This is a genomic window from Erwinia sp. V71 (genome assembly GCF_965644245.1).
GTDB lineage: Bacteria > Pseudomonadota > Gammaproteobacteria > Enterobacterales > Enterobacteriaceae > Erwinia.
This window is the reverse complement of record NZ_CBFFRK010000098.1, coordinates 1-16,362: the sequence shown is the minus strand read 5'-3', so window position 1 is coordinate 16,362 and position 16,362 is coordinate 1. Positions and strand designations below refer to the sequence as shown.

Genomic DNA, 16,362 nt, shown 5'->3' with positions numbered 1-16,362 from the left:
GAGCGGGCATCGTGAAAAGTCTATGTCAAAGAAAGGGTTATGTTCTCATAACTGACGATTAAATCGCACCTTCCCTAGTTGAGGGCGGCGCGTGCATGTTCTCAGAACCCAGGATAACGCCTTTTAAATCGCTTAATAATCGCCTGGAAGCGCCAGCCGGATTACAGTTAACACTTTTTCAATCATTGTGAGAACAGGTCTGCCTGTAAGGCGAGTAATACGCTATTAGTATAGGGAACGTCCGCTGTTGGCACGAAGCAGTCAGTCAGATTAGATTTAGCTCTGTGCCATAGCGGTGTCAGGTCAAATCAGAGCTAATACAGCAGATGTGAGATGGTTTTTCCACGGCAGTAGACCGCGCAGCCGGTTACCAGGCCATTCCTGGATATGACCAGGACATAACGCAGCCATACTTCCGGGTCCACGCGTTAAGCTGGAAGGTGCCGATAAGGGAGTAAAGCACCGCGGCCCGCTCACCGCTGTTGTCCGAACTGGCGAACAGCCAGTTTTTACCGCCCTGGGATAATGTCGCGCTCTTCTCGCCGCCAGCACCTGAAACTGTTCTGCTAAGGGGGACACAACCCACGGTTTTAAAACACCTCACCGGACTTACACAGCAGACTGACGGTCTTCCCGAACAGGCGAATCCGCAGCGCTGAACGGAATGAGGAAGCCAGGATGAGCCCGCAGGACGCGGGCGCAAGGCGATGAGGGACAGGGATGTCCCGTCATCGCCGATCCGTTGGCTGACGAGTGAAGTGAAGGCACCACGCGCAGCGTGGCGCGAGGACCAGCCTGAGCGGAAAGACCGTCAGGCTGCGCAGGGCACAGCACAGCACAGCACAGCACAGCACAGTAAAATGCTTAACTGACAGGTATTACAGCTCTGACCGGGATTTTTTTATACTGTACCTGCTGCGCAGCGCACAGACATATCAGATGGCCACCAGCTGCCGTACCCCCTGCGCCGCCATCTCATCGCCGCGCCCGCGCTGAATAATCGCGCCGCGTGACATCACCAGATACTGATCGGCCAGCTCGGCAGCAAAGTCATAAAACTGCTCTACCAGCAGAATCGCCATATCACCGCGGTTCGCCAGGCTGCGGATCACCGCACCAATCTCCTTAATCACCGACGGCTGAATACCCTCAGTTGGCTCATCAAGAATCAGCAGTTGCGGACGGCAGGCCAGCGCGCGACCAATCGCCAGCTGCTGTTGCTGCCCCCCGGATAAATCGCCACCGCGCCGTTGCTTCATCTCGCGCAATACCGGGAACAGCTGGTAGATCTCTTCCGGCACCGTTTTCGCCTCACGCCCAGCAAAACGGGAAAGCCCCATCAGCAGGTTCTCCTCCACCGTCAGACGCGGGAAAATCTCCCTGCCCTGCGGCACATAGGCTATCCCCTGCTGCACCCGCTGATGCGGTTTGCTGTGATTAATCAGTTTGCCCTGCCAGTGAATCGTGCCGGATTTTGCCGGGATCAGCCCCATCAGGCATTTCAGCAGCGTGGTTTTCCCCACACCATTGCGCCCGAGTAAACAGGTAATCTCACCCGGCGTGGTGTCAAACGACAGACCACGTAAGATATGGCTGCCGCCGTAATACTGATGTAACTCGTTAACCTGCAACATATCAGCGCCCCAGATACACGTCGATGACCTGCTCATTGGCCTGCACTTCGCGCAATGAACCTTCTGCCAGCACCTGCCCCTGATGCAAAACCGTGACATGGTCGGCAATGGTTTCCACAAAGCCCATATCATGCTCGACCACCATCAGCGAGTGCTTGCCCGCCAGCGTGCGGAACAGCTCAGCGATGTATTCGGTTTCGGCATCGCTCAGGCCCGCTGCCGGTTCATCCAGCAGCAACAGATGTGGTTCCTGTACCAGCAGCATGCCAATTTCGAGAAACTGTTTTTGCCCGTGAGACAGCATGCCTGACTGACGATGGCGCTGGTCGCTTAGTCTGAGCAGCTGTAACACCTCATCAATACGGTCGCGCTGCTCGCCGGACAGCGTCGCGCGCAGGCTGGTCCACACCGATTTATCGTTTTTCTGCGCAATTTCCAGATTTTCCAGCACGCTGAGCGCTTCAAATACCGTTGGTTTCTGGAACTTGCGTCCGATACCGGCACGGGCGATATCCACCGATGACAACGTCAGCAGATCGACCGTCTGATCGTAAAACGCCTTACCGCTGTCCGGACGCGTTTTCCCCGTGATCACATCCATCAGCGTGGTTTTCCCGGCACCGTTAGGACCAATCACACAGCGTAATTCGCCTACCCCAATCGATAACGACAGATCGGTCAGCGCACGAAAGGAATCAAAGGTGACGTTAATATTGTCCAGCTGCAGCACCGGGTCAGTGGTGGCGCGATAACGGTCCTGCCGTTGCGGCTGGGTAAACAGTGCATCAGTCATGTTTCCTCCGTTTCAGCAGCCCAATCACGCCACGCGGCAGAAACAGCGTGACGAGGATAAACATCAGTCCAAGGAAAAACAGCCAGAACTCCGGGAAGGCGACGGTAAACCAGCTTTTCGCGCCATTGACGATCCCTGCGCCGAGGATCGGCCCGACCAGCGAACCCCGCCCGCCCAGCGCCACCCAGATAGCGGCTTCAATCGAGTTGGTGGGCGACATTTCGCTCGGGTTAATAATCCCTACCTGCGGTACATACAGCGCGCCCGCCAGACCGCATAACACGGCGGACAGCGTCCAGACAAACAGCTTAAAACCCGTTGGATCGTAGCCGCAGAACATCAGCCGGTTTTCCGCATCACGCACCGCCGTCAGTACGCGGCCAAACTTACTGCGCGTCAACAGCAGGCAGATCGCCAGCGTCGCCGCCAGCAGCAACACCGTGGCGATAAACAGCGCAATACGCGTGCCGGTGGCAGAGACCGGAAAACCCAGCAGCGTGGTAAAACCGGTAAAGCCGTTATTGCCACCAAAACCGGTTTCATTGCGGAAAAACAGCAGCATCCCGGCATACGTCAGCGCCTGCGTCATGATCGAGAAATAGACATCTTTAATGCGCGAACGGAAGGCAAAATAACCAAACACCAGCGCCAGCAGCCCCGGCACGAGGATCACCAGGCACAACGCCCAGGCAAAATGTTGCGTTCCCGCCCAGAACCACGGCAGCTCAGTCCAGGAGAGAAACGACATAAACGCGGGCAGCCCATCGCCAGCAGCCTGACGCATCAGATACATTCCCATGGCATAACCGCCGAGGGCAAAAAACAGACCATGCCCCAGCGACAGCAGCCCGGCATAGCCCCAGACCAGGTCCAGCGCCACCGCAACAATCGCATAGCAGAGGATTTTTCCCAGCAGCGTCAGGGTATAGGTTGAGATCGCCAGCGGATTATCGGCGGGCAGCAATGCGAAAAAAGGCAGCACCAGCAACGCCAGCAGTAACAGCGTAGCAAGCGAGCACGTCAGTCGCGACGCGTGGCGCGCCATGCGCAGAGTCATCGGTTGGCTCATCAGTCAGTCACCCGCCCTTTGAATGCAAACAATCCCTGCGGCCGTTTCTGGATAAACAGCACAATCAGGACCAGAATGGCGATCTTGCCCAGCACCGCGCCGATTTGTGGCTCCAGCACTTTGTTCAGTATGCCGAGCCCCAGCGCAGCCACCACCGTGCCCGCCAGCTGACCGACGCCGCCCAGCACCACCACCAGGAAGGAGTCGATGATATAGCCCTGCCCCAGTTCCGGGCCGACGTTACCCAGCTGCGATAACGCCACGCCGCCCAGTCCGGCAATGCCCGAACCGAGGCCGAACGCCAGCATATCCACCCGCCCGGTGGGTACGCCGCAGCAGTCCGCCATGCGGCGGTTTTGCGTCACCGCCCGCACATTCATGCCCAGACGGGTTTTGTTCAGCAGCAGCCAGGTGAGGATCAGTACCCCGGCGACGAAAATGATCACCGCGATACGGTTATACGGCAGCACCAGATTCGGCAGTACCGCCCAGCCACCCGATAACCATGCCGGGTTGGCCACTTCAAGATTCTGCGTACCGAACAGCATGCGCACCAGCTGGATCAGCATCAGGCTGATGCCCCAGGTCGCCAGCAGGGTTTCCAGCGGACGACCATACAGATGGCGGATAATGCTGCGTTCGAGCAACATCCCCATCAGCGCGGTAATGGCAAACGCCACCGGCAGTGCCACCAGCGGGTAAAATGCCAGCCAGTCCGGTGCCAGGCGCTGAAAGGCATCCTGCACCAGCCAGGTGGAGTAAGCACCGAGCATCAGCATTTCGCCATGCGCCATATTGATCACCCCCAGCAGACCGTAGGTGATCGCCAGTCCCAGCGCCGCCAGCAGCAGGATGGAACCGAGTGATAACCCGCTAAACGCCTGCCCCAGCCAGTCGCCCCATTTCAGGCGCTGCTGTACCTGCTTCAGACTCTCCACCGCCGCTGCACGTACCGCGGCATCCGGTTCGTTTTGCGCCTGTGTCAGCCGCGTCAGGCTGGCCTGCACCTGCGGATCACTGGCTTCCCCCAGCAGCTTCACCGCCTGCAAACGACGTTCGGCACTGCTGTCAGTGATCTGCAGATTCGCGGCGGCAATCGCCAGCGCGGTATGCACACGGGCATTCTGCTCCGCCGCCAGTCGCTGCGTCAGTAACGGCAACTGTTCAGCCTGTGCGCTGGTTTGCAACGCCAGCGCAGCACGCAGGCGGACGGCATCGTCGTCACTCACCAGCTGATGTGCCGCAAGCGCACTGGCAATCAGCCCGCGCAGACGGTTATTCATAAACACTTTTTTGGTTGCCCCGGCGGGCGCAGCATCTCCCTCCAGCGGCGTCAGTTTGCCGTTGTGGTCCGTGAACAGCTGGCCCTGCGTGTCAGCAACCACCGCTTCACTGCTCAGCGCCTGCAACAGCGGCAAACGCGAGGCATCCGGCGTGGCAGACCACTGCTGCAACAGCTGCGCCTGCTGACTGCGGCTGGCATGGCCATAATCGGTGGCCGGTCCCGCCTGTGCAGCGCCGCTCAGCAGCAGACCGCTCACGAGCAGAAACCGCAGAACCGGAAAGAGTTTCATCATGTCAGCGTCCTGTCTGGATAACCGGACCGTGCCGATGAATTCAGCCATTCACAGGGGCAACGGACTGCCCCTGGAAGGTCGGAGTGGTGATTATTTGCCGCCAGTTTTAACCGGGTGATCCGGTTTTTTATCATTACCGGCGATATACGGGCTCCATGGCTGGGCACGCACCGGCTTATCGGTCTGCCACACCACATTGAACTGACCGTTGTCTTCGATTTCGCCAATCATCACCGGTTTATGTAAGTGATGGTTGGTAGCGTCCATGGTCAGGGTAAAGCCACTCGGCGCGGCGAAGGTCTGGCCCGCCATCGCGGCGCGCACTTTGTCGACATCCGTCGTACCGGCTTTTTCCACCGCCTGCGCCCACATATGGATGCCGACATACGTCGCTTCCATCGGGTCATTGGTCACCACGGTATCAGCGTTCGGCAGCTTATGGGCTTTGGCATAGGCACGGTAGTCAGCGACAAATTTGCTGTTCACCGGATTGCTGACCGATTCGAAGTAGTTCCACGCGGCGAGATGGCCCACCAGCGGTTTGGTATCAATGCCGCGCAGCTCCTCTTCACCCACCGAGAACGCCACCACCGGCACATCCGTCGCTTTGATGCCCTGGTTCGCCAGCTCTTTATAGAACGGTACGTTTGAGTCGCCGTTAATGGTGGAGATCACCGCGGTCTTGCCGCCAGCGGAGAATTTTTTGATATTGGCCACGATGGTCTGATAGTCGCTGTAACCAAACGGTGTGTAGACCTCTTCGATATCTTTATCCTGGATACCTTTGCTGTGCAGGAACGCGCGCAGGATTTTGTTGGTGGTGCGTGGATAAACATAGTCGGTGCCGAGCAGGAAGAAGCGTTTCGCCCCGCCACCGTCTTCGCTCATCATATATTCCACGGCCGGGATCGCCTGCTGATTCGGCGCTGCGCCGGTGTAGAACACGTTCGGCGACATCTCTTCCCCTTCGTACTGCACCGGGTAGAACAGCAGGCCGTTCAGCTCTTCAAACACCGGCAATACCGATTTACGTGACACAGAAGTCCAGCAGCCGAACACCACCGCGGTTTTATCCTGCGTCAGCAACTGACGGGCTTTTTCCGCAAACAGCGGCCAGTTGGAGGCCGGGTCAACCACCACCGGTTCGAGTTTTTTGCCCAGCACGCCACCTTTGGCGTTAATTTCATCGATGGTCATCAGCGCTACCTCTTTCAGCGGCGTTTCGGAAATCGCCATGGTGCCGGAGAGGGAGTGCATGATACCCACCTTAATGGTATCTGCCGCGTATGCCTGTAAAGAAAAACCCATGCTCAAAAAAGTGGCGGAGAGAGCGAACGCTTGCAGCAAAGAACGTCTTTTCATTACTTAACCCCTTATTGATAGTGATAAATTTTTCCCCACCCGACGGGTGAGACGGGAACCGCAATTACGGTGCAACGGGTTGCAAACTGGCCTGCTGGAGCATGTGTAACGTGATTTTCCTAACCTCGGCTTTGCTCTGGGAAATGTGCTCAGTCAGGATGCGCTGCGCCACCTCTGTCTGTTGTTGCAGAATCGCCTGTAAAATACGGGCATGTTCGTGGTAAGTGGCATCGACACGATCGCTGCGGGTAAAGTCGAGATGGCGGATAATGCGCATCTTTTCCGTTAACTCGACATGCACGCGCGCCATTTCGCTGTTACCGCTGGCGCGCACCAGCGTGGTGTGAAACTGTTCATCCTGCTGCGACAGCGCTTTACCCGGCGCCATGTGCGGCTGATCGATCCAGAAGCTGACCAGCGGTTGCAGATGTTCTGAGCAGACGCCCGGTGCCATCCCGCACAGACGCCTGACCGCTTCGCGCTCCAGCACAATGCGAAAGTCATACAGCGCTTCGAAGTAGTTAAAATCGAACGGTTTTACCTGCCAGCCGCTGCGTGAATACACCTGCACATAACCTTCGTGCTCCAGCCAAAACAGCGCCTGACGGACCGGCGTGCGGCTGGCGGCCATACGTTCAGAAATTTCGTTCTCACTAAAATGTTCACCAGGCATCAGACGAAAATCGAAAATGTCGTTTTTCAGCTGATGGTAAATACGCTCCGCAAGCCCTGCGGCGCGCTTTTTGTCACCTGCCTGTGGCATAGACGTCTCCCGTTATTCCAGCCACAGCAGCGCGTCGCCCGGACTCACCGGACGGCCTGGCTGGCAGCCAATACGTTTTACCCTGCCAGCCTGTGGCGCGTTGATCGCCAGCTCCATCTTCATCGCTTCCACGATGATCAATGGCTGCCCGGCGCTCACTTCATCCCCGGCACTGACCAGCACTTTCCAGATATTGCCGTTCATATCCGCCGTCACCGGCAGTGCATCGTCATCAACGTCCTGCGGTATTTCTGGCGGCAGGGTGTCCACCACCGTGGTCTGCTCATCGAGCTGCCAGCGTTCCACTTCGCGTTCAAACGCCGCTGACTGACGCTGGCGGAACGCGGCAATATCATCGGCATGCTGTTGCAGAAAACGCAGATGCTGCGGGAAATCGAACAGGGTTTCTTCGATATGAATCGTCGCGCGCCCTTCACGGAAGTCGTCACGCAGCTGCGTCAGTTCCTGCTCGCTGACCGGGTAGAAACGCACCTGATCGAAGAAGCGCAGCAGCCAGGGTTCACCGGCGAGGAACTGATCGTTTTTCAGGAACTTGTTCCAGATCGGCAGCGTGCGCCCCACCAGCTGATAACCACCGGGAGAATCCATGCCGTAGATGCACATATACATACCGCCGATGCCCACCGTGCCTTCGGCGGTGAAGGTTCGCGCCGGGTTATATTTCGAACTCAGCAGGCGGTGACGCGGGTCGATCGGTACAGCGCAGGGTGCGCCGAGGTAAACATCGCCAAGGCCGAGAATCAGATAACTGGCGTCAAACACCGTCTGTTTCACTTCATCACGGCTGGCTAAGCCGTTAATGCGCTGAATAAAATCGACGTTATTCGGCAACCAGGGTGCGCTGGCGCGTACCGTATCCTGATAACGGCTGACCGCATCCAGCGTGGCGCTGTCTTCAAATGCCATCGGTAAATGCACAATGCGTGACGGCACTTTCATCTGGCTGACATCGCCAATCCGCCCTTCCTGCATCAGCAGTAATGCTACCAGCTCCTGCTGGCTGATTTGCGCACTGTGGTAACGCACCTGCAGCGAACGCACGCCCGGCGACAGCTCTTTAATGCCCGGATGCGCCAGGTCACGCAGATGTTGCATCAGCAGATGAACGCGCAGGCGCAGCGCCAGATCGAGCACATTATCGCCATACTCGATCAGGATGTAGTTATCGCCCGCCTGGCGGTAAACAATCGCCGGTTGTGCGCCACTGGCAGGCAGAGAGATTAATGCCGCCGCAGAAACCCCGGCGTTATCCGCCAGCGACGGCACGGCAAAAGATGGCACCGACGCTGGCTGCAGGCTGGCAATACGCCGCTCCATTGCCTGCTCCAGCGCTACCGCCTCTTCGACGCTGATCGGATGGAAACGGATACGGTCGCCCGGCTTCACCTGGCCGACTTTCCACAGTTCGGCTTTGGCGATAGTCACCGGGCAGACAAAGCCGCCGAGACTTGGACCATCACGGGTGAGGATCACCGGGAAATCGCCGGTAAAGTTGATTGCGCCGATGGCATATTCGCAGTCGTGCACATTGGACGGGTGCAGCCCCGCTTCACCACCGTCAGGACGTGTCCACTCGGGTTTCGGCCCCACCAGTCGCACACCGAGGCGATTAGAGTTGTAATGCACCTGCCATTCGCTGGCGAAGAAGGTGTCGATGGACTGCTGGCTAAAGAAGTCCGGTGCACCGTGCGGGCCATACAGCACGCCGATCTGCCAGACATCGCTGTATTCCGGGATCAGCGCCGCCGCCAGTGCCTGCGGTTCGCTGACCGGCGCGGGTGTGGTGCAGGCGGCCAGCTCAGGTTGTGAAATTGGCAACAGGTCCGCCACTTTCAGTGTGCGCCCGGCGTGACCACCAAACTGCCCCAGCGCAAAGGTGGAACGGCTGCCGAGATACTGCGGCACATCAATGCCGTTGCGTACCGCCAGGTAAGCGCGGCAGCCTGCCTGGGCACGTCCCAGCGTCAGGATCTGCCCGGCCTGCACGGTGACCGGCTGCCACAGCGGCACGCTGACGCCGTCCAGTGTCGCCTGGCAGTCTGCACCGGTCAGGGCAATCAATGCGTCACTATGGAACTGCAGCACCGGCCCCTGCAGGGTAAACTCCAGCGCCGCAGCAGATTCGTGGTTGCCAACAATACGGTTCGCCAGCCGGAAAGCAACATCATCCATTGGCCCGGAAGGCGGCACGCCGATATCCCAGTAACCAAGGCGGCCAGGGTAATCCTGAATACTGCTCCAGGTGCCCGGCTGCAACACTTCAATCACGGCGGCTGCAGCAACAAAACTGTCGAGCAAACGCGTCCAGGCCGTGCCGCTGCAGAATGCCTCGCTGGCGGTGATCTGCCGCAGATAATCCAGGTTAGTGGTAATACCGTGCAGGCGTGTGGCATTCAGCGCCTGTTGCAGTTTCTCCAGCGCCGCTTCGCGTGTCGGTGCATGCACAATCAGTTTGGCGATCATCGGATCGTAGAAGGCAGAGACTTCACTGCCAGTCGTGACGCCGCTGTCAATGCGCACATCAGGTGGAAACGCGACTTCGGTCAGCACGCCGGGGCTCGGCTGGAAATTTTTCAGCGGATTTTCTGCATAGATACGCACTTCGATAGCCGCACCCTGTGGTGCCTGTGCCAGTCGCGTCCAGTCGATGGTTTCTCCGGCCGCCACGCGCAACATGCATTCCACCAGATCAAGCCCGGTGACCACTTCGGTAACCGGATGCTCCACCTGCAGCCGGGTGTTCACTTCGAGAAAATAGAACGCATCAAGCGCGCTGTCGTAGATAAATTCGACGGTGCCCGCACTGCGATAATTCACCCGTTTTCCCAGCTGCACGGCGGCAGCCAGCAATGCTTCGCGCGTCGCAGCTGGCAGGTTGGGTGCCGGGGTTTCTTCCACCACTTTCTGATTGCGCCGTTGCAGCGAGCAGTCACGTTCGCCGAGCGCCACCACGTTGCCCTGTCCGTCGCCGAAGATCTGCACCTCAATATGGCGCGCGCGGTCAATACAGCGCTCGACAAACACCCCGGCATCACTGAAGAACTGTTCACCAAGACGACGGACACTCTCCCATGCCTCGCGCAGCGTCTCTGCATCAGCACAGCGCGTCAGGCCGATGCCGCCGCCACCTGCGGTGCTTTTCAGCATCACCGGATAACCGATATCCGCAGCGGCCTGCAGGGCGTCATCGAGCGAATTCAGTAACCCGGTGCCGGGTGTCATCGGCACCCCCGCCTGCGCCGCCAGCTCACGTGCGCGGTGCTTCAAACCGAATTCACCGATCTGCTGTGCGGTCGGCCCGACAAACACGATACCGGCTTCCTCGCAGGCCGCGGCAAAAGGCAGGCTTTCCGAGAGAAAACCATAGCCCGGCCAGATGGCCTGCGCACCAGAGGTCTGCGCGGCAGCGATAATTTTATCGATACACAGATAGCTGTCGCTGGCTTTCTCGCCGCCCAGCGCGATGGCGATATCCGCCGCTTTAACATGTTCGGCGTTTTTATCCGCCACGGAATAGACCGCCACGCTGGTGATGCCGAGGCGTTTTAAGGTGCGAATCGCCCGGCAGGCAATTTCACCCCGGTTGGCAATCAGTACGGTATTAAACATGTTTGCTCTCCTGACGGTTGAGCCAGTTGCGCCAGCCTTTGTAATCGGTAATGTCGCGCGCGTCGTGCAGTGCGGCGGGTTCACAGATAAATCCTTTCACCCAGCGGCCATCGCTCAGTTCGAGCGAGCCAATGCCGAGCGGGGCCGGAATTTCGGCGACAAACTCGCCAAAACGCGCCAGCGGAATGTCCCACAGTTCGACGAGAATCGATGCTCCTGTCGCCTGACGGGCAAGACCCGGTTTGGCGGGCTGGGTATTCGCCAGCGCATACAGGCGATAACAGGACGCGGTTTCTGTTGCTTCGACAAACACCGCATCGCGGCGGGTGAGCTGGAAATTGAGCGGCATACCGCGCAGATGTGCGCCGACCACCGCCACCCGTACATGGCTGGCCGAAGATGGCAGCGTTGCCGTGTCGCCGGGGAATGGCTGCCCGGTTGCGCCCAGCGGCAAGGCCAGTTGCTGCTGCCAGCGCAGGCCAAATTCTGCCAGTGCACGGTCATGCCAGGCCGGGGCAATCAGCGTAATGCCTGCCGGTAAGCCATCGGCGCGGAACGGTGCAGGCAGCGCCAGCGCGCTGAGATCGGCGAGGTTGGTAAAGTTGGTGTAGGTGCCGAACTGCGAGTTAAAGCGGATCGGTTCCTGCTTCATCTCTTCCAGTGTGTGAATGGTGGGCGACGTCGGCACCAGCAGCGCATCCACCTCACTCAGCGCCGCAAGGATCTGCTGCGTCAGTTCCGCACGCAGATACTCCGCCTTAAAGGCATCCACCGCGCTGTACGCCAGCCCGGCAGAGATAATCTGATACACGGTCGGGTCCATCTGCTCGGGATGCTGCAGCATCTCGCCCACCGCCGCAGTGCGCTCGGCCACCCAGGGTCCCTGATAAAGCTGTTCGGCGAGCTGGCTGAAAGGGGAAAAATCAATGGTGCGCAACGTCGCGCCCGACGCCTGCACCTGCTCCAGCGCCGCCAGCCACGCCTGCTCTGCCTGACTGTCGGCAAAGAACGTCAGCTGATCGGGAATGGCAAATACCGGTTTTTCCGCCAGCGCCGCGGGCGCAGTGGCCGGGTTCACTCGCGAGTAGGCATCTTCGCTGTCATAACCGCCCGCCAGTGAGGCAACAGCAAACGCATCCTCTGTTGTCAGCGCAAAGACCGATAAGGTGTCATTCAGGCGACAGGCGGGCAGTACACCACGCGCGGAGAGCCAGCCTTTGGTCGGCTTCAGACCAACGATATTGTTAAATCCGGCTGGCACGCGCCCGGAACCGGCGGTATCAGTGCCAAACGCAAACGGCACCAGACCACGCGCCACCACGGACGCCGAGCCGGAACTGGAGCCACCACTGACATACTCCGCGTAAAAGGTGTTCACCACCGCGCCATACGGCGAACGGGTGCCCACCAGCCCGGTGGCAAATTGATCGAGGTTGGTTTTACCAATCAGAATCGCGCCAGCCGCTTTCAGTTTTGCCACTGCCGTGGCATCGCGCTGCGCAATATAACGAAAGGCAGGACAGGCGGCGGTGGTTGGCCAGCCTGCGGCATCCACATTGTCTTTTATCGCAAAGGGAATACCAAATAACGGTAATTCACCGGGATGGGTGCGGTAACGCGGTAATAATGCGTCAGTCTGCTCACGTAACTGTTCATCCGTGGCCAGCGCCAGCCATGCATTATCATCTTTCGGCAGGGAAGCGATATGCGTTTTCAGCAGTGAAAATACCGCTTCGCTATCCTGTTCAATATGCTGCCGCCATGCCGTCAGTGTTTTTCCTGTCATTGCTGCCATATTGGAATTCCTGTTGGTATACAAGATGGAATTCAAATAGCAACAGTCATGCCAGAAACATAACTCAATGATACTAAAGAGAACTAACGGAAATTTTATGATCGGGAATAAATAACATGCACTATCAGAGGACAGTCACGGGCAATAACAGTGCGTGTAACCATAATAAAAAATGACGGCTGAGATAGCTGTCATTTTTATTTCTTATTACAGCCACAACGATTATCGAACGGCTATTTTAATCCGTCTGTCGCACGAAGGTTCTGGCACCTGCCATGGCCACTACCGCCAGCACCACCGGAACCAGAGCGCCCCACAACACCGCATTCCAGCCAAACAGATTGAGCAGTGCACCGGAAGAAAATGATCCGACGATCATCACACCAAATACGATGAAGTCATTAAGTGACTGTACGTGCGTTTTCTCTTCGGGGCGGTGAAAGTCGATAATTTTCGCCGATGCGCCGGTAAAGCCAAAATTCCAGCCCACGCCAAGCAGAATCAGTGACAACCAGTAATGACTGACATCCGTACCGGCCAGTCCGGCAAAAATCGATAATGCGGTAATCAGCAGCCCGGCAGCGCTGATGCGAACCGCGCCAAACTTATTGATCAACCAGCCGGTGAAGAATCCCGGGGCATACATCGCAATCACATGCCACTGAATGCCCAGATTCGACAGCTGCTGCGAAATGCCGTGCATATGCATCGACAGCGGCGCGGCGGTCATCAGAAAGTTCATCACCATATAAGCGACGGCACCACCAAACACCGTGCGGGCAAACCGGGCTGACGGATAATCAGCGCCAGCGGACGCCCTCCCCGGCTGCTGCTGGCGGCCGGAACCAGTGTTTTAACCCCGGCAAGCACCAGCGCCGCCAGCGCGGCAACAGCGGCCTGCGCGAGAAAGGTAAAGGCGAAGAGATGCTCCGGCAACAGATTCATGGTGCCCGTCACCAGCATCGGGCCGATCACCCCCGCGGCGACACCGCCGCCCATTACCAGCGACAGTGCCTGAGGGCGTTTTTGTTTCGCCACACCATCGGTTGCCGCAAAACGAAACGTCAGCGCCACCGCCGCATAGATCCCCCCAATAAATGCCGCCAGACAAAACAGCCAGAAAGCCTGCTGCACCACCGCCAGCGACGCCAGCAACCCGGTCACCACACCTGCGGCTGTACCAACGGCAAACACCGTTTTACGCCCTTTTCGTTTCGCCAGATTGCCTAACGGCAAAATACAGGCCGCCATGCCGATCACAAAAATACTCAGCGGCAGGGTTGCCAGCGTCTTGCTGGGGGCAATCGCATCACCGACGATGGCGCCAGTGGCATAAAACACCACTGCGTTGGCACCCGCCAGCGCCTGGGCAAATGCCAGGCGGATAATATTTTTATTTTGCTGAGCCGGGGTAAAAATGATCTCTTGCTGTTCCAACGCCGCCACTCCCTGTCATTTGTAAAGAAACCTCAGCATAACCGGAACATGGCAAAAGAAAACCGCAACTTAGCACGCCAGCATAGTCATCCACCGAGGGAAACGTCTGCTAACGGCAGCAGAGACGGCGGAACATGGCGTAGTTGCCGTAAACAGCAGACGTAAAAAAGCCCTGACAATCAGATTGCCAGGGCTTTATCGGTTTCAGGCAGCTGCGCATTGCTTATCTGCCTGAAGGGACGATGACGTGTTTACCTTACAGCGCCATATCCTGTTTCGCGCTTTCCGCACGTTTTTCCTGCGGAGCAGCCTGTGGTGCATCAGTTTTCATCTGGATCACAGGTGGCTTGGTCAGCTTCAGGGTGGATGCGGTGTCATCCCACACCTGCTGAGTCAGTGCCGCGTTATCATTCAGCTTCTGGCCGAAGCTTGGGATAATTTCACGGATTTTTGCCTGCCACTCAGGAGATTTAAACTCTTCCGGGAACAGCTTCTTCATCACGTCCAGGGTGATTGGTGCCGCAGTAGACGCACCTGGAGAAGCACCCAGCAGAGCCGCCACGGTTTTCTGCTGATCGGTCACAATTTCAGTACCCAGCTTCAGCACGCCGCCTTTGTCAGCATCTTTCTTGATGATCTGTACGCGCTGACCTGCCTGGATCAGTTTCCAGTCTTCTTTCTTCGCGTCCGGGTAATACTCTTTCAGCGCTTCGAAGCGGTCTTCATCGTTCAGCATCATCTGACCGATCAGGTATTTCACCAGGTCAAAGTTATCGATACCGACGTTGGTCATTGGACCCACGTTAGAGAAGGTGGTGCTGCTCAGCAGATCGAACAGAGAACCGTTCTTCAGGAACTTGGTCGAGAAGGTCGCGAATGGTCCAAACAGCACAACGCGTTTGCCGTCGAAATAACGGGTGTCGAGGTGCGGTACAGACATTGGCGGTGCGCCAACAGAAGCCTGACCATACACTTTCGCCAGGTGACGTTCAGCCACAGCCGGGTTTTCGGTCATCAGGAACGAACCACCGACCGGGAAGCCGCCGTAGTTGTCAGCTTCAGGAATGCCGGTTTTCTGCAGCAGTTTCAGTGCACCACCGCCTGCGCCGATAAACACGTATTTGGCATCAACGGTACGCTCTTCACCATTTTTCACATCTTTAATGGTGACGTGCCAGGAGTTGTCGCTGTTACGTTTGAAGTCAGTGACTTCAGAAGAGGTTTCCAGCTTGAAATTGTCATTCTTCTGCAGGCTGCCAACCAGTTGACGGGTGATTTCACCGTAGTTAACATCAGTACCGACTGGGGTCCAGGTCGCAGCAATTTTCTGCTTAGGATCACGACCTTCCATTACCAGTGGTGCCCACTGTTTGATCTGCTCAGGATCGGTAGAGAACTTCATGCCCTGGAACAGTACGGTATTCTGCAGCGCAGCGTAACGCTTGGTCAGATACTCAACGTTATCGCCCCACACAAAGCTCATGTGTGCGGTGGAGTTGATAAAGGAGTTCGGGTTATTCAGCACGCCGCGTTTTACCTGCGCCGTCCAGAACTGGCGGGAAATCATGAATGCTTCGTTAATTTCCAGCGCTTTGCTGTAATCAATAGAACCGTCGGCACGCTCAGGGGTATAGTTCAGCTCCATGTTTGCGGAGTGACCTGTACCGGCGTTGTTCAGGCCGTTGGACGATTCCAGCGCCACGCCGTCCAGTTTTTCCACCATGATTTGCTTCCAGCCCGGCTGCAGTTCTTCCAGCCAGGTGCCCAGAGAGGCGCTCATGATGCCACCGCCGATCAGCAGGACGTCAGTTTTCTGTGGTGCGGTTTCTGCGTGAGTAGCACAGGAGATAAGCAGTGTTGCCAGGGAAAATGCGGGAAGAACTTTTTTTGATTTAATCATACCGGATCTACTATTTCGATTGGTGTTGGTTACAAAAAGTCCGTAAATATTAAAATATTGTTATCCAAAAGTATGGATGTTTTTAGTTAATTAATTAAAGATACTTAACTAAAGTTAATTTAGTTACAAAACAAACTAAAGCTAAATTACGGGGTTAAGCGCGAATTCAGATAATAAGTGCAACGCTTGGTCATGTGGATGGAGGGACGGTTAGCTACCGATAAGCTATCCTGCTCTTCCGACAAAAGATGAGCGAGTCACTATGAAATATCGGCAGCTAACCGAAGGGTTACGATACCAGATAGCCCTGTTGTGTGAAGATAAAGTTAGTGAAGGTGCGATTTAATCGGTGGGGTTCAGTGGAGTCCTTAGCTGTATTAGCCTTACCTTAGCTGAGCTGTA

Annotated in this window: 9 protein-coding genes and 2 pseudogenes; all 11 read right to left on the bottom strand. The window is 57.1% G+C overall.

Annotated elements, in window-relative coordinates:
- Nucleotides 1-303: 303 nt before the first annotated feature.
- Nucleotides 304-517, bottom strand: a pseudogene (locus tag ACSZO1_RS17035) (transposase domain-containing protein); the annotation flags it as partial.
- A 418-nt stretch (nucleotides 518-935) separates the two neighbouring features.
- On the bottom strand, nucleotides 936-1,634 hold the full coding sequence (gene urtE / locus ACSZO1_RS17030; RefSeq protein ID WP_437614694.1) for an urea ABC transporter ATP-binding subunit UrtE: 699 nt from the start codon (nucleotides 1,632-1,634) through the stop codon (nucleotides 936-938).
- Nucleotide 1,635: 1 nt separating this feature from the next.
- Complete coding sequence (gene urtD / locus ACSZO1_RS17025) at nucleotides 1,636-2,427, bottom strand: urea ABC transporter ATP-binding protein UrtD (protein WP_437614691.1); 792 nt, start codon at nucleotides 2,425-2,427, stop codon at nucleotides 1,636-1,638.
- Complete coding sequence (gene urtC, locus ACSZO1_RS17020; RefSeq protein WP_437614689.1) at nucleotides 2,420-3,496, bottom strand: urea ABC transporter permease subunit UrtC; 1,077 nt, start codon at nucleotides 3,494-3,496, stop codon at nucleotides 2,420-2,422. Before urtC ends, urtD begins: the two co-directional genes overlap by 8 nt.
- Nucleotides 3,496-5,070 carry an urea ABC transporter permease subunit UrtB gene (gene urtB, locus ACSZO1_RS17015; protein ID WP_437614695.1) on the bottom strand — a complete coding sequence of 525 codons (1,575 nt, stop codon included), beginning with the start codon at nucleotides 5,068-5,070 and terminating at the stop codon, nucleotides 3,496-3,498. The genes urtC and urtB overlap by 1 nt, the downstream gene beginning before the upstream one ends.
- Nucleotides 5,071-5,163: 93 nt before the next feature.
- Nucleotides 5,164-6,435, bottom strand: a complete 1,272-nt coding sequence (urtA, locus tag ACSZO1_RS17010) for an urea ABC transporter substrate-binding protein (RefSeq protein WP_437614686.1) — start codon at nucleotides 6,433-6,435, stop codon at nucleotides 5,164-5,166.
- A gap of 64 nt (nucleotides 6,436-6,499) precedes the next feature.
- Entirely contained in the window at nucleotides 6,500-7,198 is a 699-nt protein-coding gene (locus ACSZO1_RS17005) for a GntR family transcriptional regulator (protein ID WP_437614684.1), read from the bottom strand.
- A 12-nt stretch (nucleotides 7,199-7,210) separates the two neighbouring features.
- Nucleotides 7,211-10,828, bottom strand: coding sequence for an urea carboxylase (gene uca, locus ACSZO1_RS17000; RefSeq protein ID WP_437614682.1), 3,618 nt, complete (start codon nucleotides 10,826-10,828; stop codon nucleotides 7,211-7,213).
- A complete protein-coding gene (gene atzF / locus ACSZO1_RS16995; protein ID WP_437614680.1) occupies nucleotides 10,821-12,623 on the bottom strand; it encodes an allophanate hydrolase in 1,803 nt (600 codons plus the stop codon). The genes uca and atzF overlap by 8 nt, the downstream gene beginning before the upstream one ends.
- A 238-nt stretch (nucleotides 12,624-12,861) precedes the next feature.
- Nucleotides 12,862-14,045 (bottom strand): annotated as a pseudogene (locus tag ACSZO1_RS16990) (MFS transporter).
- 271 nt (nucleotides 14,046-14,316) lie between these two features.
- Nucleotides 14,317-15,960 (bottom strand): malate dehydrogenase (quinone), encoded by a 1,644-nt coding sequence (gene mqo / locus ACSZO1_RS16985; protein WP_437614678.1) that lies wholly within the window; start codon nucleotides 15,958-15,960, stop codon nucleotides 14,317-14,319.
- Nucleotides 15,961-16,362 lie beyond the last annotated feature (402 nt).